The sequence below is a fragment of the Streptomyces luteogriseus genome (assembly GCF_014205055.1).
Lineage (GTDB): Bacteria > Actinomycetota > Actinomycetes > Streptomycetales > Streptomycetaceae > Streptomyces > Streptomyces luteogriseus.
Genome location: NZ_JACHMS010000001.1, coordinates 7,669,428 through 7,688,179 on the forward strand (window position 1 = coordinate 7,669,428; position 18,752 = coordinate 7,688,179).

Annotated in this window: 16 protein-coding genes and 2 pseudogenes; 5 read left to right on the forward strand and 13 right to left on the reverse strand. The window is 70.3% G+C overall.

The window, feature by feature from the left end:
* The first annotated feature begins 31 nt into the window (after window positions 1-31).
* Window positions 32-1,408, forward strand: a complete 1,377-nt coding sequence (locus tag BJ965_RS34040; protein WP_376777959.1) for an RICIN domain-containing protein — start codon at window positions 32-34, stop codon at window positions 1,406-1,408.
* A gap of 118 nt (window positions 1,409-1,526) precedes the next feature.
* On the opposite strand, the pseudogene BJ965_RS34045 reads toward BJ965_RS34040, so the two are convergent.
* Window positions 1,527-1,889, reverse strand: a pseudogene (locus BJ965_RS34045) (metallophosphoesterase); the annotation flags it as partial.
* A gap of 122 nt (window positions 1,890-2,011) precedes the next feature.
* On the opposite strand from BJ965_RS34045, the gene BJ965_RS34050 reads away from it, so the two are divergent.
* Window positions 2,012-2,878 carry a hypothetical protein gene (locus BJ965_RS34050; protein WP_184914238.1) on the forward strand — a complete coding sequence of 289 codons (867 nt, stop codon included), beginning with the start codon at window positions 2,012-2,014 and terminating at the stop codon, window positions 2,876-2,878.
* A gap of 123 nt (window positions 2,879-3,001) precedes the next feature.
* Here the strand turns inward: BJ965_RS34050 and BJ965_RS34055 are convergent, their stop codons facing one another.
* From BJ965_RS34055 to BJ965_RS34070, 4 genes are all read right to left on the reverse strand, one after another.
* The gene (locus BJ965_RS34055) at window positions 3,002-4,156 is read right to left on the reverse strand and encodes an ARPP-2 domain-containing protein (protein ID WP_184914240.1); all 1,155 of its coding nucleotides are present in this window, start codon (window positions 4,154-4,156) and stop codon (window positions 3,002-3,004) included.
* Window positions 4,153-5,592: a hypothetical protein gene (locus BJ965_RS34060; RefSeq protein ID WP_184917818.1), complete on the reverse strand. Its 1,440-nt coding sequence runs from the start codon at window positions 5,590-5,592 to the stop codon at window positions 4,153-4,155. Before BJ965_RS34060 ends, BJ965_RS34055 begins: the two co-directional genes overlap by 4 nt.
* Window positions 5,593-5,968: 376 nt before the next feature.
* The gene (adh, locus tag BJ965_RS34065) at window positions 5,969-7,486 is read right to left on the reverse strand and encodes an aldehyde dehydrogenase (protein ID WP_184914242.1); all 1,518 of its coding nucleotides are present in this window, start codon (window positions 7,484-7,486) and stop codon (window positions 5,969-5,971) included.
* Between the two features lie 105 nt (window positions 7,487-7,591).
* Entirely contained in the window at window positions 7,592-8,815 is a 1,224-nt protein-coding gene (locus BJ965_RS34070; protein WP_184914244.1) for a GAF domain-containing protein, read from the reverse strand.
* 297 nt (window positions 8,816-9,112) lie between these two features.
* Here BJ965_RS34070 and BJ965_RS34075 point away from each other — a divergent pair, with 297 nt between their 5' ends.
* Entirely contained in the window at window positions 9,113-9,586 is a 474-nt protein-coding gene (locus BJ965_RS34075) for a hypothetical protein (protein WP_184914246.1), read from the forward strand.
* Here BJ965_RS34075 and BJ965_RS34080 read toward each other — a convergent pair.
* Complete coding sequence (locus BJ965_RS34080; RefSeq protein WP_184914248.1) at window positions 9,552-10,040, reverse strand: hypothetical protein; 489 nt, start codon at window positions 10,038-10,040, stop codon at window positions 9,552-9,554. The two genes, BJ965_RS34075 and BJ965_RS34080, sit on opposite strands and share 35 nt — an antisense overlap.
* Before the next feature lie 184 nt (window positions 10,041-10,224).
* Between BJ965_RS34080 and BJ965_RS34085 the strand changes: the two are divergent.
* Window positions 10,225-11,066 (forward strand): annotated as a pseudogene (locus tag BJ965_RS34085) (peptidoglycan-binding protein).
* 66 nt (window positions 11,067-11,132) lie between these two features.
* On the opposite strand, the gene BJ965_RS34090 reads toward BJ965_RS34085, so the two are convergent.
* From BJ965_RS34090 to BJ965_RS34115, 6 genes are all read right to left on the reverse strand, one after another.
* Window positions 11,133-12,383: a glucarate dehydratase family protein gene (locus BJ965_RS34090; RefSeq protein ID WP_184914250.1), complete on the reverse strand. Its 1,251-nt coding sequence runs from the start codon at window positions 12,381-12,383 to the stop codon at window positions 11,133-11,135.
* Window positions 12,380-13,288, reverse strand: a complete 909-nt coding sequence (locus BJ965_RS34095) for a 5-dehydro-4-deoxyglucarate dehydratase (RefSeq protein WP_184914252.1) — start codon at window positions 13,286-13,288, stop codon at window positions 12,380-12,382. Before BJ965_RS34095 ends, BJ965_RS34090 begins: the two co-directional genes overlap by 4 nt.
* Window positions 13,289-13,312: 24 nt before the next feature.
* Entirely contained in the window at window positions 13,313-14,257 is a 945-nt protein-coding gene (locus BJ965_RS34100; RefSeq protein ID WP_184914254.1) for a carbohydrate ABC transporter permease, read from the reverse strand.
* Window positions 14,254-15,165 (reverse strand): carbohydrate ABC transporter permease, encoded by a 912-nt coding sequence (locus BJ965_RS34105; protein ID WP_184914256.1) that lies wholly within the window; start codon window positions 15,163-15,165, stop codon window positions 14,254-14,256. The genes BJ965_RS34100 and BJ965_RS34105 overlap by 4 nt, the downstream gene beginning before the upstream one ends.
* Window positions 15,162-16,514, reverse strand: a complete 1,353-nt coding sequence (locus BJ965_RS34110; protein ID WP_246546136.1) for a sugar ABC transporter substrate-binding protein — start codon at window positions 16,512-16,514, stop codon at window positions 15,162-15,164. Before BJ965_RS34110 ends, BJ965_RS34105 begins: the two co-directional genes overlap by 4 nt.
* Window positions 16,515-16,710: 196 nt before the next feature.
* Entirely contained in the window at window positions 16,711-17,115 is a 405-nt protein-coding gene (locus BJ965_RS34115; protein WP_184914258.1) for a DUF5997 family protein, read from the reverse strand.
* A 37-nt stretch (window positions 17,116-17,152) separates the two neighbouring features.
* Between BJ965_RS34115 and BJ965_RS34120 the strand changes: the two genes are divergently transcribed.
* Window positions 17,153-17,935: a LysR family transcriptional regulator substrate-binding protein gene (locus tag BJ965_RS34120; RefSeq protein ID WP_184914260.1), complete on the forward strand. Its 783-nt coding sequence runs from the start codon at window positions 17,153-17,155 to the stop codon at window positions 17,933-17,935.
* Window positions 17,936-17,981: 46 nt separating this feature from the next.
* Here BJ965_RS34120 and BJ965_RS34125 read toward each other — a convergent pair whose 3' ends face one another.
* Entirely contained in the window at window positions 17,982-18,740 is a 759-nt protein-coding gene (locus BJ965_RS34125; protein WP_184914262.1) for a DUF4142 domain-containing protein, read from the reverse strand.
* Between the last annotated feature and the right edge of the window lie 12 nt (window positions 18,741-18,752).

Genomic DNA, 18,752 nt, shown 5'->3' on the forward strand with positions numbered 1-18,752 from the left:
TGGGACCCTCCGGAAACGAAAGGGCGAATCGATGAAGACCCACGGTGCGGCTTCCCCCGCCCCTCCACGAAAACATCGCTGGTGGTCCAGGGTCGCCGCCCTGGTGGCGGCGACCCTCGCGATCGGCATGCTCGCCGCGGTGAACCCGTCGCCCGCCGAGGCGGCGACGGTGGACCCCAACGCCTGGTACGTCCTGGTCAACCGCAACAGCGGCAAGGCGCTGGACGTCTCTGGCACGTCCACCGCCGACGGTGCGCGGGTCAGCCAGTGGACGCGCAGCGACGGAGCCAACCAGCAGTGGCAGTTCGTGGACTCCGGCGGCGGCTTCTACCGCCTCAAGGCCCGGCATTCGGGCAAGGTCCTCGACGTGGCCGGAGCCTCGACCGCAGACGGTGCCGCGATCCAGCAGTGGGCCGACCACAACGGGGCCAACCAGCAGTTCCGTCTGGCCGACTCCGAGGCGGGCCACATCAGGCTGATCAACCGCACCAGCGGCAAGGCGGTGGAGGTGCAGGGAGCGTCCACCGCCGACGGCGGCAACGTCGTTCAGTACACCGACTGGGGCGGCACCAACCAGCAATGGCAGATGATCAAGCTGTCGTCCGGTGGCGGCGGCGGTGGCGGATGCGGTAGCGCCCCGACCCTGGCGAGCGGTACGCACACGATCCAGAGCGGCGGCAAGAGCCGCAGCTTCATCCTCAGGGTTCCCGCCAACTACGACAACAGCCGCCCCTACCGGCTGATCTTCGCGTTCCACTGGCGGGGCGGAACCGCCGGCGACGTCGCCTCGGGCGGTACGAGCGGGAGCGCCTGGTCCTACTACGGCCAACAGGAACAGGCGAACAACAGCGCGATCCTCGTCGCCCCCCAGGGCCTCGGCAACGGCTGGGCCAATTCGGGCGGTGAGGACATCACCTTCGTCGACGACATGATCCGGCGAATCGAGGGCGGCCTCTGTGTCAACCCGGCACAGCGGTTCGCCACGGGATTCAGCTGGGGCGGCGGGATGAGCTACGCACTCGCATGCAGCCGGGCGAACGTCTTCAGGGCCGTCGCGGTCATGTCCGGCGCTCAGATCAGCGGGTGCAGTGGCGGCACCCAGCCCATCGCCTACTTCGGAATCCACGGCATCAGCGACAACGTCCTCAACATCGCGCAAGGACGGTCCCTGCGCGACAGATTCGTCAGCAACAACGGCTGCACCCCCCAGGGCCCGCGCGAACCCGCGCCGGGCAGCCGGACGCACATCACCACCACCTACTCGGGCTGCCGTGCCGGATACCCGGTCCAATGGGCCGCGTTCGACGGAGGCCACATACCCGGTCCGGTCGACGGCTCCGGCGGCGAAAGCGGCGTCACCACCTGGACCAAGGCAGAGATCTGGAGGTTCTTCGCACAGTTCCAGTGACAGACCCGCACCACGGAGTGGGGCCAGGATCGTCCTGGCCCCACTCCGTGGACGTCTGCTGGACGCCGCGCCCCTCGGTTCGTGGACTCCGCCAAGCGGATCTGTTGGCCAACCCGTGCTATGGCGAGGTGGGCAGGTGCGGGGAGCGGAGCACGAGCAGGGTGATCTCGCTGGGGGCGGAGACACGGAAGGGCGGCCCCCAGAAGCCGGTGCCACGGCTGGTGTAGAGGAGGGTGCGGGTGCCGTGCCGGCTGAGGCCGGCGAGGGCGGGCTGGTCGAGGTGGACCAGGTGATGGAAGGGCCAGATCTGGCCGCCGTGGGTGTGGCCGGAGAGTTGGAGGTCGATGCCGGCGGCTGCCGCCCGGTCGACGAATTTGGGCTGGTGCGCCAGGAGCAGGACAGGGAGGTCGGGGTCGGCGCCGTTCAGGGCTCCGGCGAGGTGGGCGCCGTGGCCTGCGAGGCCGGAGGACTCGGCGGTGACGTGCCGGGTATCTCGCCGGACGCGGCACTGCCGAAATGCCGGGCCGGGTTGTTGAATTGGTAGGCGGGGCACTGGACGAGGCGGCCGATGCGGCCGGGACGTACGGTGATCCGCTGATCGTCGTGGCCCACAGCATGGGTGGCAACATCGTCCACGACGTTCTTTCGTTCCACCGGCCCAAGGTGCACATCGACCTGCTGGTCACCGTGGGCACGCAGGTCGGCCTCTTCGAGGAGTTGAAGCTGTTCGCCGCAAGCGACCCGGGCGTGCCATCCCCGCAGGTCACGAAGGTGCTGGCGCTGCGGAACGTTGCCCTCGACCACTGGGCACTCCCCTTGACCGGCGAAGGGCTTGGCCTGCTGTACGAGGACGTGATCCGGCATCCGGAGCCGAGCCGCCACATCGAGGCCCGTGTGATGCCGCTGGTGGCCGCCGCGCACTCCTCGACCCTCCTTACGTACACGGCCCCTGAGCCCGGCGATCCGAGGGTGTCCGTACGCCGACCAGATCGGTCCCCGCGCGGACCGGTGCGGACCTTCCGGCTGGGCCCACTGAACGACTCCGGGGTACGCCTCACCTTGGAGCGCACGCCGACCGTCGAACAGCCCTGGCAGACGCAGTTGCAGGTTGCGGCGGCGGCCTCGGAAGCGTCGCGTCGCACGGTGTACCACCTCAGCGTGCGCTGTGGCCCCCGCCGTGAGGACCGCGACCTGATGTGGGAGTTGGCCCGGCTCGTCATGGATGCCGGCGTGCACGACGGCGAGCTGCGGTTCACGGCACCCGACCACGTGGTGGTCCCGCTCACGGGTGTCCCGGGAGCGGCCCGTGACCGGCTCATGCGGATCGTTGAGGAATGGTGGTTCGGTGCCCGCCGCGTCGGCACCCTGACCCTCACCACCCCGTCGGGCGGGGTCCTCCTCGATTACGACTCCGCCGACGCCCCCGATCCCCGCGCGCTCCCGGAACTGCTGCGCGCCGACGAGGACTGACTCGCGCGGAGGTGCTGCCGCTGATGTGGCCGAGAGGACCACCCCGAGGCGGTGGTTCCGCCGCGGCGGCCGGGGCCACGGATACCCGCGACGGATCCGTGAACCCGCAGGCCGCGCGCTCACTCACCGTTGATCCCGGGTTCGTTCCTGCTTGCGGTATGCGTCCAGTACATCCTGGCGGAGCAGGAAGCCGAAGCCCGCTGACTCCAGCCGTAGGCCCAGTTGAGCCTCGTCGATAGCCAAGTCGGCTGCGGTGTCCGCGAGATGCCAGTCCTTGGCTGCCAGTCGGCTGAGAAGGTGGCCGCGACGGACCTGGTTCTCCGACAGCCGAAACGTCTTGAGGTAGGCGATCCTGCCCCTGTCGTCGGTGATGGCCTCACCGATGTGGTTCTCCTGCTTGGGACGGAACGTCGGCAGGAAGCGGGAGAGGGTGAAGCGTTCCATCCGGTAGACCGTCTGCCAGGTGTACGTGTGCTCCAGCAGGCCAGTGACCATGGTCGTGTCGTGAAAGTGCGTCCAGGTGCGTTCCTGGTCGGCAACTGCCGTGCGCAGGTGGGCCAGAGAGCGGATCTGCGCGTCAGGGATGCGCGCCCGGAACTCCTGCACCGGCGGCATGAGCGTGGCGTAGTGGTGGATCAGTTCGCCGTACAGATCCTGCAGAAGCGTCGGGTGGAGGGCGCGGTAATCGTCGGGATGCGGGACAGCGAACACGGCCGCGAGTGCGTCGGCCAGGTAGAGCATCACACCGCACTGGTTGGGGTGGATCTCGAAGATGCGCAGTGCGTCGCCGAGTCCGTGTACTTCGGCGCCCACGTACGCTTCTTCGACGCGCGGGGAGAGCCCTTGGCGGATCGCACGCTGCGACCACTCCTCCCAGGCGATCGAGGGGCCGCCGAAGTGCAGTGCCAGATAGCCTTCCAGCGCCAGGTGCATGGGAAGGAACCGCAGCCGGTCCTTGGCCTGGCGACGGGCCATTCTGCGGTGGAAACGCAGGCCCACTGTGGCAGCGGGAGCCGAGTCGGCGTCGGCGGACATCTGGGTGCCGTAGGCGGCTGCCGGCGTACTGTCACTGGTCCACGTGGCGACGAATCCGTGCGGGATGTAAGAGACGTAGGCACGGTGTGGCCCGACCTGGACCAGACCTGCTACGTCGCCGTAGAGCTCCGGGCGTAGACGGAGATCGTCGACAGGTTCGTCCCGTACGAGCGGCACAAGACGGACGGCCCCCCAGACCTGGGAGGGGCGGGTGTCCAGTCCGGTCAGATCCAGCGTGGTCATCGCGCCTGCTCGTGGTTGTGGCCGCTCAGCATCCGGGCCGCACGGGTGTCCATGTAAGCGATCAGTTCTGCCAGGCCGGTCCGGCCTTCCGAAAACTGGGCGAGTTCCACCAGTGGGGGAAGGTCCTCGGCGTCACGGATGCCCGCGGTGGGCACCGTCGCGGACAGTCGGCGTACGTCGAAGTCGGCCGCGTCGTAGACGGGGTTGACGTGCACGACGCTGGTGCGACGTTCGGGGTCGAGCCGGGTCCGCCAGATGCGCAGCACTTCGGCCGCCAGGCCGGGGGGTGCGTTGTCCCATCCGTCGGAGACGATCACCAGCCTGGACGGGGTGGTGTCCAGCGCGTCGAGGATCCGCCGCCCCAGCGGCGTCGGCCCGTACGGATAGGTCAGCAGAGCGTCGGTCCGCCCCGATGCCCACAGCCCGGTGTACTCGTCGGCAAGGGCTGCGAGCAGGTAGTGACAGGCAAGGGCCACGGCCAGCGGTCGGCGACGCTTGTGAGCTGAGCCGAAGGCGGAGAAGCTGTCGTCGAGGACGGCTGTGACCTTGCCCCACTTCCCCCTGTGCGAGCCGGCCACCCGAGCCGCGGCCGAATCCAGGGCGTGGGTCAGCTCATGGCGCCGGCGCAGGCGGTCTTCGACCGGCAGCGACAGCACATAGGCGGCCAGTCTGGTCAGGGGCATTCGGGTCAGGTCCGCTTGCACACCCGTGGCCCCGCGCTGGTGTGCGGACTCCTGCAGCCGCAGGGTCTCCAGGCGGGTCATGCGTGGAGCAATGCGCTGCAGGAAGACATCCCGGGGGATGCCGTGCTTGGCGGCGAAGCCCTCGGCAGCCGTGAAGGGCAGCTCGTACAGCGCAGCTTTCTCGTGGTGCGCGCGGCGCCATGTCTCCAGGAGGGGTGTCGCATAGCGCTTGCGGGTCAGCGGCGCGAAGACGAAAGGTCCCAGTTCTTCCGCGGCGGGGGTCAGGTGTGCGTGGCGAAGCGCCCGCTTGAGTCCGCTGCGGTACTTCACGGCATCGAACGCCAGGTCCGGGCGGGCGGACAGCCAGTCACGCATGATCGCGCGGGTTCGGCGGTTGTTCACCCTGGCCCGGCGCAGTGCGCCGAACAGCCCGTACACGCGTTGCGGCGGCAGCATCGCCAGACGGCACGCAATCAGACGGCCCTCGCTGCGACGCTGGTCGGCGGTGGCCTCATGGGTGGTCTCCAGCAGACGCCGGATGATGAGGACCGCGTTGTGGTCGTTGATGTCGAGGGCGAGGACCCCGGCGTAGAGGTCACGGTAGTTCCCCAGCATGTAAGCGTGGAGAAAGTCCAAGGACAGTCGCTGCTCGCCCGCATCGCTGTGGAACTCACGCTGGCCGGTGGAGGTGATCGCCGCGTTGACGAAGAGCAGTACATCGTCAGCCGCGATGAGGTCCCCGTACGAATCCATCCGAATCTTCCTCATGGGTGCGATGCCGGCCGGGGAATGGGGGCACGAGCTGCGAATCATTGCTTCATAGGCAGGTTCCGGAAGTCGCACCGGAGTCCCGCGGCCGGCCTCAGGACCGTAACAGAGCGGGTGACGAGGCCTCTACTGACTTCCGCCACTGCCGGGCCCCTCGCTCAGCGACCGGTCGATCGGCCGCCTCGAGCACCCAGACCCGGCTACGGGCCGCGTCGGACCGCTCCGAGGCCGGAGAGGGCAAGTGGGCGTCATGCCAACCAGCTGATCGAGGGGTCCATACAGAGATGGGAGGCACGGGCTGGTGATGCGCTGGGCGCCCGACGGGGGCATCTGCCCAGGTCAGGCGCCCTTCTTGCGGTGTCTAGAAGAAGCCCAGCTTCTTCGGTGAGTACGACACCAGCAGGTTCTTCGTCTGCTGGTAGTGGTCCAGCATCATCTTGTGCGTCTCGCGTCCCATCCCCGACTTCTTGTAGCCGCCGAACGCCGCGTGGGCCGGGTAGGCGTGGTAGCAGTTGGTCCAGACGCGGCCCGCCTTGATCTCGCGGCCCAGGCGGTAGGCCGTGTTGCCGTCGCGGGTCCAGACGCCGGCCCCGAGGCCGTACAGGGTGTCGTTGGCGATCTTCAGGGCCTCGTCGACCGAGTCGTACGTCGTGACCGAGACGACCGGGCCGAAGATCTCCTCCTGGAAGATCCGCATGTCGTTGGTGCCGCGGAAGATGGTCGGCTCGATGTAGAAGCCGCCCTCCAGGCCCGGCACCGCGCGGGGGTTGCCGCCCGTGACGACCTCGGCGCCCTCCTTCCTGCCGATGTCGAGGTAGGAGAGGATCTTCTCGTACTGGTCGTTGCTCGCCTGCGCGCCGATCATGGTGGCCGGGTCCAGCGGGTCGCCGCCGACGATGGCCCGGGTGCGTTCGACGCAGCGGGCCATGAAGTCGTCGTAGATGGAGGCATGGATCAGGGCGCGTGACGGGCAGGTGCAGACCTCGCCCTGGTTGAGGGCGAACATCACGAAACCCTCGACCGCCTTGTCCAGGAAGTCGTCGTCGGCGGCCATGACGTCGGGCAGGAAGATGTTCGGGCTCTTGCCGCCCAGTTCCAGGGTGACGGGGATGATGTTCTCGCTCGCGTACTGCATGATCAGACGGCCGGTGGTCGTCTCGCCCGTGAACGCCACCTTCGCCACCCGCGGGCTCGATGCCAGCGGCTTGCCCGCCTCGACGCCGAAGCCGTTGACGACGTTGACCACGCCCGGCGGGAGCAGGTCGGCGATCAGGTCGATGACGTAGAGCAGGCTGACCGGGGTCTGCTCGGCCGGTTTGATGACGACGCAGTTGCCCGCGGCCAGCGCGGGGGCGAGCTTCCAAGTGGCCATGAGGATGGGGAAGTTCCACGGAATGATCTGGCCGACCACGCCCAGCGGCTCGTGGAAGTGGTACGCGACCGTGTCGGCGTCGATCTCCGCGATGCTGCCCTCCTGGGCGCGGACCACCCCGGCGAAGTACCGGAAGTGGTCCACGGCCAGCGGGATGTCCGCGGCCAGGGTCTCACGGACCGGCTTGCCGTTCTCCCATGTCTCGGCGACCGCGATCTTCTCCAGGTTCTGCTCGATGCGGTCCGCGATCCTGTTGAGGATGTTCGCGCGTTCCGTCGTGGAGGTGCGGCCCCACCGGTCGGCCGCCCGGTGCGCGGCGTCCAGGGCGAGGTCGACGTCGGCCGCCGTGGAACGGGCCACCTCGCAGAAGGCCTTGCCGGTCACGGGCGTCGCGTTCTCGAAGTAGCGGCCCTCGACGGGCGCTGTCCAGTCGCCGTCGATGAAGTTGTCGTAGCGGCGGGCGAAGGTGACGATGCTGCCTTCGGTTCCTGGCTGCGCGTACACCATGGCGGCTCTCCTCAATGAAGTGCGGTGCGGGGCGGGTTGCGACGTCCCTCACTGTGCTCCCGGGAGGTTGGCGCAAGGTTGGCGCCGTGACGGGCCGGGCGTCCCTCAGCCGCGCAGGGCCGTCGCGAGCCGGCCCCTCGCGATCGCCCGGCGGGTGTCGCCCGGGCCGAGCAGCCGCAGCGCGTGCTCGTGGACCTCCGCGTCGTACGGGGCCCGTTCGCCGTAGCGCAGGGCGTGCTCGGGGCGGGTGCTCGCCAGCACGGCGTCGCGCACCGCCACTTCGAGGCGCGTGCGCCACTCCTCGATGCCCGGGGCCTCGGAGCGGGGGAGAAGCGGGCCGCCGTAGCGGCGCAGGGCCGTGTCCGTGTCGCCCTGTTCGAGTGCGCGCAGCACCTCGCCGGCGTCGCAGGAGACCGGCTCGGTGAGGGCGTAGTGGCGGGGCGATATCGCGCCGCCCAGCGCGCGGCGCAGGTGGGAGATCTCCGCCTTGAAGGTCGACGACGTGACCGGGCGGTCGCCGTACAGGGCCGCGCGCAGCCGTTCCGCGGAGAAGCCCCCGGGTTCGAGGGAGAGAAGGACGAGGATCTCCAACTGCCGCGGACGCAGGCGAAGATGCCGTCCGTCCCGCACGGCCCGTTCGGCGCCCAGGCAGGTGAGCCGCAGGTGTCCCGTACCGGCGTCCTGCGTGGTGAGGCGGGCCTCGATGCTGGACACCAGTGTCCGTACCGTGGACATGGCCAGGGGGTGCGAGCGGTCCCAGGTCGTGGACAGGTCCAGTACGCCGAGGACGCGGCCGTCCCGGCCGTGCACCGGCGCGCAGTAGCAGACCCAGCCGTGCAGGGCCGACACCAGATGCTCCGCCGAGAAGACGGAGCTGGGGCGGCCGGTGCGCAGGGCGAGGGACAGCGCGTTGGTGCCCATGGCCTGCTCGTCCCAGCGGCCGCCCGGTGCGAAGTTGACCCGCTCGGCCCGGCGGCGCATGGTCGGGCCGCCGCAGGTCCACAGGATGGTGCCGGACTCGTCGGTGACCGCCGTGACGAACCCGGCGTCCTCGGCGATGCTGTGCAGCTCCCCGGCGAGGGCGGAGACCGGCCGGTACAGCGGTGACGACGCCCAGCGCTGGTGCACCCGGCCGTCGTCGGCGACCGGGGCGCTGTCCCGGCCCGGGTCCACGCTGCCCAGCGAACGCGCCCAGGACTCGGTCACCTCGTGGCGCAGCGTCGCGGTGCCGCCCGGCCGCGCGCCCGGGACGCTCAGCCTCGGCACCCAGCGGGACCACTCGTGCTCCAGCACGGCCCTGCGCTGCCGGAGGTCAGGGCGCTGTGACATGGCCTCTCCCTGCCGTCGTACCGGTTAGTCGGCGTGAGGCCAGTGTGACCGGACGGGCCTGTCCCGGTCGAGAACTCCGTCGGACCCGGGAGCGCTTTTCCGTATGAGGCAGCCGGGCGACCGGTCGGCCCGCAACCGACCTGTGGCCGGGAACCGTCCCCGCCCCTGAACGGGCGACCGCCTGACTGGAAGTTTGTCCGGTTCACCCGTGCCGCCGTACGGGTGACGGGTTCACTCGACCCGACGGACGGAGCCCGGCCCGCGTACCACCGGTGTGGGACGCCGCGTTCCCCTGGCATGGACAGCACGGAGACGGTGCGGCGCCTTCCGGGGAACGCCGCCGCGCCCCGCTCGTACGCCGAACTCACCAGCGCATACGCGGGACATCCGCCGATCTACGCGGCCCTGGTCGCCGAGTGGGAGGCGCGCGGCCACACGGTCCCGGAGCACCGCGACGGCCAGTGGGTCTCCTTCGCCGCGCCGGCCGAGAGCGAGACCTGGGCCGCCGTCACCTCATGGGCCGCCGGCCGGCACACGGGCCCGGTCGTCCCCGCCGGTCCCCGCCCGGCCGCACCTGCGCACTCGGTCGCGACTTCTCACGCGGCTGCCGCGACTCACCCCGCCGCCGCACCCCACCCGGCTGCCGGCAGGCACCCGGGGCAGGCAGCTCCGGTCGGCACCCGTCCTGGCTCCGGCCGTCACCCGGGGGCGGCGACGCCCCCGTCCGGCTCGCGCCTCACCAGCCGTCCGTCGCCACCGGCTCCGCGCTGACCGGCGCCAGCACGGCAAGGGTTCCGCTGGCCTCCCGCAGGGCCGCTTCGAGCGTGCCCGGCGTGTGCAGGGTGCCGGTTCCGTCCGGCGGGACGAGCCACTCCAGGCGACCGGCGGGACGGTACGGCGGTGGCACGGCGACCCAGGAGCCGCGGCCCACGTGCCGCACCCCGAAGCCGATCCACTCGCTGACCGGGTCGGGCGGCAGGAAGAACCCCACTCTGCGGGCCGCGGAGTCCACCAGGGTGGGGCCGGGCACCTTCAGCGGGTCGCGCCACAGGAGGTCCAGCGCGAGCAGACCGAGCCGGTCGGGGACGCTGAGCACGTCCCAGTACCGCCCGGATTCCACGAGCACGGTTCCCGCCCCGTAGTCCCACTCCCGCTTGCACTCCTGGGGGTCCGTGGCGGCCGCGGCGAGCCACTCGACGGCTTGCTTCCACATGACGCTCTGCATGGCCACCCCAGGAGCAGTCGGCGGCGCCGCGGTCGGGCGCGTGCTGGACACGGGCCGGTGACCCGCGGGGTTCCGCGAGCCGCCCGGCCCTGGCCATGCTCGTAGATATTTCTACGGGCCGGAAGGGGTGGCGCGGCCTGGCGTTTGAGTTGGGCATGCCCCGGTCGAAAGAGGGCACCCGGCGGTGCGTCCCGTAAGGCCGCGATCAACTTCGAGCGCGTCCATGCCGCCCCGAGGGAATCGGCCACCGAAAGGTGTGTGCGACTCGGGGAGAAGTTTGATCCACCACACCGTCACCTCCGGCACGGCCTCCTCCGGCGACCTCTGCTACGACGGCCACGCCGGCCTACCCGGCCCGCTCTGCCACGGAGTCATCGACAAGAAGGGCCATGTCCACCTGGTCGGCAACGGCCGGCCCGACCACGCGGGCCTCGGCGACAGCGACGTCCTGCGCGCCGTGATCAACGAGTCGAACCTGCCCGCCGACAACGATGCCGGCACCGACGGCAACCGGCACTTCTGCGGCTTCGAGTGCCGGCAACCTCGGCAACGGCAGGGACCCGTGGCCCGAGGCGCAGAAGGAGGCCATCGAGAGGGTGTCCGCGGCGATCTGCCGTCACCACGGCTGGTCCGAGCGGTCCGTCGTCGGGCACAAGGAATGGCAGCCGGGCAAGCTCGACCCGCGCGGCTTCACCTGGACGGGATGCGCGAGCGCATACGCGACCGGCTCAAGGGCGCCGGGGCGGCACCAAGCCGGTCCCCGGCCCGAAGCCGTCGCCCAAGCCGTCCCACCTGCCGTTCCCGGGCTCCGGGTTCTTCCACGTCGGGCAGCGCGCCCCGCTCATCACGGCGATGGGCCGCCGCCTGGTCGCCGAGGGGTGCAGCCGCTACGAGGAGGGGCCCAGCCCCGACCGGAGCGAGGCCGACCGCCGGTCCTACGCGCTCTGGCAGCAGAAGCAGGGCTTCTCCGGCAAGGACGCCGACGGCATCCCCGGCAAGGTCACCTGGGACCGGCCCAAGTCGTAGGGAGCGCGTGCGCCCCGCCCACCGGGGGCGGAGCGCACGCGCTCACCGGGGCGGGGCGCACGGTTGTCACCAGCGGGGGAGCTTCAGCTCGTACTCCGGCTGGAACCGCCGCATGTAGCCGGTGTCGTCCCGGCCGCGCATCCCGGAGTCGACGTACCGCCGGTGCAGGCGCTCCAGTTGGGCGTGGTCGAGCTCGACACCCAGCCCCGGGCCGGTGGGCACCTTCACCTCGCCGTCGCGCAGCTCCAGTACGCCGGGGACGATCACGTCGTCCGCGGAGTTCCACGGATAGTGCGTGTCGCACGAGTGGTCGAGGTTGGGGATGGCCGCGGCGACATGGGTCATCGCGGCGAGACTGATGCCCAGGTGCGAGTTGGAGTGCATCGACAGGGCGAGCTCGAACGCCTCGCACACGGCGGCCAGTTCACGGGTGCGGCGCAGTCCGCCCCAGTAGTGGTGATCGGTGAGCAGTACCTGGACGGCGTGTCGCTCGACAGCCGGCTTCAGATGCTCCCAGGCGACGACGCACATGTTGGTCGCGAGCGGCATGGGGGAGTCCTTCGCGACCTCCGCCATGCCCTCGATGGTCTTGGTGGGGTCCTCCAAGTACTCCAGGACACCCTCGAGTTCACGCGCGACGTACGTCGACGTCTCCACCGTCCAGGCCACGTTCGGGTCCAGCCGCAGCGGCTGCCCGGGGAAGGCCTGAGCCAGCGCCCGCATCGCGGCGATCTCCTCGTCGGGCGGGAAGACACCGCCCTTGAGCTTGAACGACCGGAAGCCGTACCGCTCCTGCATCAGCCGGGCCTGCTCGACGATCCCGGCCGGGTCGAGGGCCTCGCCCCAGTCGTCGCCGATCGCGGCACGGCCGTCGAGCGCCGGGTGCTCGGCCCACTTGTAGAAGAGGTACGCGGCGAACGGCACCGCGTCCCTGACCCTGCCGCCCAGCAGGTCGCTGACAGGGCGGCCGAGCAGCTTGCCCTGTGCGTCCAGGCAGGCCACCTCGACCGCCGAGGTGGTCCAGCCGCGCTCGTGGGAGCTCGGCACGGTCGGCAGCAGGACCGCGTCGATCGCGGCGGTGACGGCGGTGCTGTCGAACACGTCCATGCCGACGACGGCCTTCGCGGCGGCGTGCAGCCGCTCCAGGCGGACGATGCCGCCCGTGGACTCGCCGAGCCCCACCGTCCCGTCCTCCAGCACCAGTTGGAGGATCACCCGCAGGGCGAGCGGTTCGTGCACGCCGTTGGAGTTGAGCAGCGGCGGGTCGCCGAACGCGATCGGGGTGACGATCAGCTCACGGATACGCGTGGAGCTCATGCGCCGACCACCTCCAGTCCCTGGTCGAGGAGTTTCGAGAGCCGGGCGACATGCTCCGGCGTGGGATCGAGCAGCGGAGCCCGTACGCCGCCGACGTCCAGGCCGCGCAGGGTCACTCCCGCCTTGACGAGCGACACGGCGTACCCGGGGACCTCGTCGCGCAGGGCGACGAGCGGACCGTAGAACTCGTCGAGGAGCCGGGAGACCAGGGCGTCGTCGTCCTCGGCGAGCGCCCGGTGGAAGGCCAGGGCGATCTCCGGGGCGAACGCGAACACCGCCGAGGAGTACAGGTCCACGCCGACGCCCTTGTAGGCGGGCGCGGTCATCTCGGCGGTGGGCAGACCGTTGAAGAACTGGAAGTCCTCGGTGCCCGGCACGGCACGCACCGCGCGGACGATGCGGTGCATCCGCTCGATGTCCCCGATACCGTCCTTGAGGCCGACGACCCCCGGCAGGGCGGCGATCTCGGCGGCCGTCTCGGCGGTGAGCCGGGCGGTGCCGCGCTGGTAGAAGACGACGGGCAGGTCCGTGGCCGCGATGACTTCTTCGACGTACCGCACGAGGCCCTGCTGCGGGGCGCTGACGAGGTAAGGCGGCAGCAGCAGGATGCCGTCGGCGCCCGCGCGTTCGACCCGGGCGGCCTGGTCGCGGGCGACCGGGGTGGGGCCGCCGGCCGCCGCGAGCACCGGCACCCGTCCGGCCGTGGTCGTGACGGCGACCCGGGTGGCCCGCTCGATCTCCTCGGCGGACAGTGCGTGGAACTCACCGGTGCCGCAGGCGACGAACACACCTCCCGCGCCCGCGGCGACACCCGACTCGATGTGCCGGGCCAGCCGTTCCTCGTCCAGTGAACCGTCCGCCGCGAACGGCGTGACCGGGAAGAACAGCACTCCGTGGAACTTCATGTCTCCCTCATAAGTGGGGGGTTGTCAGCCCTTGGTGGCCCCGGCGGCGATGCCGGTGACCAGCGAGCGCTGGAGGAGCAGATAGACGATCAGGCTGGGGACCAGGGCGATGACCGCACCGGCCAGCACCACCCCGGAGCCGACCTCGGGGTCGGTGCGCAGGATGGACAGGGCGACGGTGACGGTGTAGTCGGTGGGGTCCTTGGCGGCGATCAGGGGCAGCAGGTACTGGTCCCAGATCATGATGAAACCGAGCACCCCGGCGACACCGAGCGCGGGCTTGCACAGCGGCAGGACGACCTGCCACAGCATGCGCAGCTCGCCCACGCCGTCGATGCGAGCCGCCTCCTCGATCTCGGTGGGGATGTCCTTCATGAACTCCGTCAGCAGCATCACGGAGAAGCCCCAGGCGCCGAGCGGCAGGATCACGCCCCAGACGGTGCCCTTGAGGTCGACGCCGACCACGGGAACGTGCCCGAGGACCAGGGACAGCGGGATGGCGATGACCTCCTCCGGGAGCATCATCGTCAGCATGAACAGGGTCAGGATCAGCGCCTGGCCGCGGAACCTGTGCCGGGCCAGCGCGTACGCGGCCAGGGTGCACACGGCGAGCTGGAGCAGCAGCCCGCCGCCCGCGATGACCAGGGAGTTGCCGAAGTAGTCCCAGATGCCCCGGTCACCCGCGACCCGGAAGTTCAGCAGGGTCGGGTGGTGGGGGAGGAACGACAGGGTCGAACCGCTGGCCTTCTCGCTGAAGGAGCCGGAGAAGATGGTCAGGAACGGTGCCGCGAAGACACCCAGGGCGAGCAGACAGAGCAGGATGCGCAGCGCCCAGGCGGGGCCCGGCCGGTCGCTCCAGCCGAGGGCGGTGTCGAAGCGGGCGGGGGTGGTGCGCCCCTTCCCGGCGGACGACCGCGTGGGAGAGGCGGTCACCGGGGTCCGGACGGGGTCGATGGCGGGGGCGCTCATCTCACGTCTCCCCTCTTGCGGAGGTAGTTGACCGTGACGGTGAGCAGCAGCGTCACGCAGAGCAGAACCACGGAGGCGGCCGAGGCGCCGCCGATGTCGTTACGGGTGAAGCCGAGGGTGTAGGCGCGGGTCATCCACACGTCGGTGGAGCCCGCCGGACCGCCGCCGGTGAGGACGTACACCTCGGTGAAGACGCGCAGTCCGCGGATGGCGGCGAGGGTCAGGACGATGCCGAGGGCGGGCCGGATGGCCGGCAGCGTGATGTGCCGCAGCCGCTGCCGGAGCGAGACGCCGTCCATCGCGGCGGCCTCGTACAGCGACCGGTCCACGCCCGCCAGCCCGGCGAGGATGATCACCATGTTGTACGGGGCGAGCATCCAGATGCCCATGGCCATCGTCGCCCACAGCGCGGTGTCGGGGTTGTCCAGGTAGGGCACGGGCCCGAGTCCCAGGAGCCCCAGACCGCTGTTGATCAGGCCGTCGGAGGTCGGGTAGTACATCAGCCGCCACATCTCGCCGACCACCGCGGTGGCGGTGACGACGGGCAGGAACACGGCGGTACGGATGATCTTCAGCGAGCGGGCCTGGCCCTCCAGCAGCAGCGCCAGCGCGGAGCCGACGACGATCCCGCCGAGGGACATGCCGACGCCGAGGAGCAGGGTGTGGCCGATGGCGTCCTGGAAGCGGTGGTCGGTCAGGACCCGCGTGTAGTTGTCGAGGCCGACCCACTTGTCACCGAGGAAGGGCCGCACCTCGAAGAAGCTGAGCCAGACGCCCTTGCCCATGGGCAGGAACTTGAAGACGAGTGCCAGCAGCAGCCCCGGGGCGAGGAACAGCCAGGGCAGTACGGCCTTCTTGCCGATGATCCGGGCTCTGCGCGGCCCGGGCGTGGTCGCGGTCGCGGTCATTTCAGCAGCTCCTGGTCCTTGAGGTCACCGGCGAGGGTGTCGTTGAGCTCCTTCAGGCCGGCGCGGACGTCGCTGCCGCAGTAGGTGAAGATCGCGTTGAGCGCGTCGGCGGTGTCCTGCTTGACCGGGGCGAAGTCCGGCGCGTTGGGGAACTGCACGGAGGCGGTCTCGTACGCCTTCTGCACCACGCTCCAGCGGGAGTCGTGGCGCACCTTCGCCGCGTCGAGCGTGGAGTTGACCGGGATGCGTACGACGGGCTGGTGGTCGCCGGTCATGGCGAGTTCCTGGCCCTCGGGGGAGACGAGGAACGCGGCGAGCGCCTGCTCCTGCTTCGCTTTGCCGGTCCTGGCGCCGAAGTAGATGTTCTCGCCGTCGGCCAGCACGTCGTTGTTGCCGGCCGGGCCCGAGGGTGCCGGCAGCACCTCGTACTTGTCCTTGCCGAGTGCCTTGTCGAACGTGGAGATGTTGTACGGGCCGGTGAGGTACATCCCGGCGTTGCCGTCCTGGAAGTTGGTGGTGTTCGCGGTGACGGAGGTCAGGGCGCTGGGCTGGATGACACCGTTGTCGCCGCAGAAGAGGTTCTTCTTCATCCAGGTGACGGTGCGCACGGCCGCCGCCGAGTCCATGGCGGGCCGGTAGCCCGACCCCTGCTTCCGGAGGATCTGCACACCGCCCTGCCACAGATAGCTGGCGCCCCACCAGGCGACGTAGCCGTTCTGGGCGCTGCCCGGGACGACCATGCCGTAGGTGTCCTTCTTGCCGTCCCCGTCGGGGTCGCGGGTGGCGAAGGCTTTGGCGAGGGCGAGGGTGTCCTGCCAGGTCCTCGGCTGCGGCAGGCCGAGCTTCTCGCGCCAGTCCTTGCGGACGAACAGCGTCATGGCCTGCCGGGAGTACGGGATGCCGTAGTGCTTGCCGTCGAGGCCGACCGTGGACGACCAGGACTTGGCGGTGATCTCGGCATGTCCCGATATGGAGGCCGGGGTGACCGCCTTGAGCAGGCCCTGGGCCTGGTAGCTGCCCATCAGGGCCGTGTCGTTGATCATGACGTCCGGCAGGTCCTTGACGGAGGCGCGGCTCTGCAGCTGCTGGTCGAAGTTCATGACCGGCTGAAAGTCGACCTTGATGCCGGTCTTCTCGGTGAAGGCGGCGAACACGCGGTCGTAGGTCTTGGCGGACTCCGGATCGCTCCGGGTCCACACCTCCAGGGTGTTCGGGTCGTCCGCCCGGGCACTGCCGGAACCGGAGCCGCAGGCGGCCGTTCCGAAGAGGAGTCCCGAGACGGCGAGGCTGGCGGTCAGGCGGCGCACGCGGCGGAGCCGCATGGCGATGCAGCGTCGGCGATCCCGCATGGATGGTTCTCCGTTCATATTCGTGAACGTCCTTCACGAATCTAAATGATCGGCCAAGCTACGGATCGCTTCCTCGCCATGTCAATACATGGCCGAAAGATTTCACCGAGGCCACACGGGGCCAAAGGCGCCCAGGAAACAGCGACGGCCCCCACCGGGGATCCGGTGGGGGCCGTCCGAAATTGAAGGGTGCGGGTCAGGCCTGGCGGTCGGCGTTCTTCTTCTTGATCCGGGCCGATTCCTTGCGGACCTCCGCCTGGGTGGCGCGCTCCCGCACCAGCCACTCGGGCCCCTCCTGCTTCAGTGCCTCGATCTGCTCGGTGGTGAGGGGCTCGGTGACACCCCCGCGGGCGAGGCCCGCGATGGAGACGCCGAGCTTCGCGGCGACCACCGGCCGGGGGTGCGGGCCGTTGAGCCGCAGGTCCTGCAGCCACTGCGGCGGGTTGGCCTGGAGCTCGTTCAGTTCGGCGCGCGAGACGACACCCTCCCGGAACTCTGCGGGTGTGGCCTCGAGGTACACACCCAGCTTCTTCGCCGCGGTCGCGGGCTTCATCGTCTGGGTGCTCTGGTGCGACGTCATGCCGTCAAGCGTATCGAGCATGTGCACGGCCCCTGACCACGGCCGGTAACCTGGCGAGGTGACAGGCTCGGATGCAACCCCCTCGTTCCGGCTCGCCTACGTCCCCGGCGTGATGCCCGACAAATGGGTGCGCATCTGGAACGAGCGGCAGCCCGACGTCCCACTGACCCTCACGCAGGTGCCCGCCGCAGCGGCGGCCGAGCGGCTGCTGGGCGGGGACGCCGACGCCGGCCTCGTCCGCACCCCCGTGGACCGCGAGGTCTTCAGCGCGATCCCCCTCTACACCGAGCAGACGGTCGTCGTCGTGCCCAAAGACCACCTGGTCACCGCCGTCGACGAGGTAGCGCCGGAAGACCTGGCCGACGACATCGTGCTGCACCCCCTCGACGACGTCCTCGACTGGCATGGTCTGCCCGGACGGCCTGCCCTCGAACGGCCCGCCACCACCGCCGACGCCATCGAACTGGTCGCTGCCGGCATCGGTGTGCTCGCCGTCCCGCTGTCGCTCGCCCGCCTCCACCACCGCAAGGACCTCACCCACCGGCCCCTCAAGGACGCCCCCGAGTCGAGCGTGGCCCTGGCCTGGCCCGAGGACGCGAAGACGGACCGGATCGAGGACTTCATCGGCATCGTCCGCGGCCGCACGGTCAACAGCACCCGGGGCCGTCAGCAGCCTCCCGCCCAGGAGAAGCCCAAGCGCGACGACCGCCGCAAGCCGCAGCCGTCGAGGTCGGCGGGTGCGAACCGACGCGGAGCCTCCGGCGGTTCGGCGAAGGGCGGTGCGGCGAAGGGCGGGACACCGAAGAGCGGCAAGCGGGGCAAGCCCCGCCGCCGTTCGTAGGATGGGAGCCGCGGTGAGACCGCGGCCCTGAAGCTCCGTACCCGGCTCAGCCGGCCGACGGAGACGGCGCCCCGTAGGACGGATTGGGGGCCACCGTCTGGAAATCCTTGAGGTCTTCCGGGACCGGCAGCACGCGCACCGGCGCACCCTGCTGCGGCGGCGGCGGTGTCGTCTGCTCCTGGGGCAGCTTGGGCGGGGCGGTGATCTGGAAGCTGACCTGCTCCTGGTTGATCAGGCCGGTCTTCTCCAGGACCGTGATGTGGTCGAGCACGGTGTCGTTGGTCGTGTCGGCGAGCTCCCGCACGAGGCTGTTCCGGGTGGTCGCCCGGATCTTGGCGATCGTCGGGAAGATGCCCCCGTGCGCGACGCGCATGATCGTCACGGCCGTGGACTCGAACTCCTTGCCCGTACTGCCCTCGGCCGTCGCCACGAACTGCTGCTGCTGCGGCGACGCCTCGTTGGGCAGGGTGATGCCCAGGTCCGTGGAGACCTTGCGGCAGCCCGCGTCGAGCCGGCCGTGACCCACGAGCAGGTGCTTGGAGACTTCCTGCATCTCCGGCGACGTGCTCCGCTCCTTGATCAGCTGCCCCAGCGGGTACTCCCACAGTCCGGCCGCACGCACGCGCACCACGAAGTCGCGGTCCGCCTCGGTCAGCGGACCCCACTGGGTGTTGGCGATGATGCGGTCCTGGCCGGAAGCGGCGTTCTGCATGCCCAGCATGCCGGGGTAGGCGAGCGCGGTCAGCGTAAGGATCAACGCACCGCCCACGAACGCGGTTCCTGCCGTGCTGCGCGAGATGCGCATCGTGCCTCCTGG

Bases quoted from the DNA above. Each gene is read 5' to 3' on its own strand.
- BJ965_RS34040 (WP_376777959.1), top strand. From the start codon at position 32: ATGAAGACCCACGGTGCGGCTTCCCCCGCCCCTCCACGAAAACATCGC.
- BJ965_RS34055 (WP_184914240.1), bottom strand. From the start codon at position 4,156: ATGACCACGCTGGATCTGACCGGACTGGACACCCGCCCCTCCCAGGTC.
- BJ965_RS34060 (WP_184917818.1), bottom strand. From the start codon at position 5,592: ATGGATTCGTACGGGGACCTCATCGCGGCTGACGATGTACTGCTCTTC.
- adh (WP_184914242.1), bottom strand. From the start codon at position 7,486: ATGGTGTACGCGCAGCCAGGAACCGAAGGCAGCATCGTCACCTTCGCC.
- BJ965_RS34070 (WP_184914244.1), bottom strand. From the start codon at position 8,815: ATGTCACAGCGCCCTGACCTCCGGCAGCGCAGGGCCGTGCTGGAGCAC.
- BJ965_RS34075 (WP_184914246.1), top strand. From the start codon at position 9,113: ATGGACAGCACGGAGACGGTGCGGCGCCTTCCGGGGAACGCCGCCGCG.
- BJ965_RS34080 (WP_184914248.1), bottom strand. From the start codon at position 10,040: ATGCAGAGCGTCATGTGGAAGCAAGCCGTCGAGTGGCTCGCCGCGGCC.
- BJ965_RS34090 (WP_184914250.1), bottom strand. From the start codon at position 12,383: ATGAGCTCCACGCGTATCCGTGAGCTGATCGTCACCCCGATCGCGTTC.
- BJ965_RS34095 (WP_184914252.1), bottom strand. From the start codon at position 13,288: ATGAAGTTCCACGGAGTGCTGTTCTTCCCGGTCACGCCGTTCGCGGCG.
- BJ965_RS34100 (WP_184914254.1), bottom strand. From the start codon at position 14,257: ATGAGCGCCCCCGCCATCGACCCCGTCCGGACCCCGGTGACCGCCTCT.
- BJ965_RS34105 (WP_184914256.1), bottom strand. From the start codon at position 15,165: ATGACCGCGACCGCGACCACGCCCGGGCCGCGCAGAGCCCGGATCATC.
- BJ965_RS34110 (WP_246546136.1), bottom strand. From the start codon at position 16,514: ATGCGGGATCGCCGACGCTGCATCGCCATGCGGCTCCGCCGCGTGCGC.
- BJ965_RS34115 (WP_184914258.1), bottom strand. From the start codon at position 17,115: ATGCTCGATACGCTTGACGGCATGACGTCGCACCAGAGCACCCAGACG.
- BJ965_RS34125 (WP_184914262.1), bottom strand. From the start codon at position 18,740: ATGCGCATCTCGCGCAGCACGGCAGGAACCGCGTTCGTGGGCGGTGCG.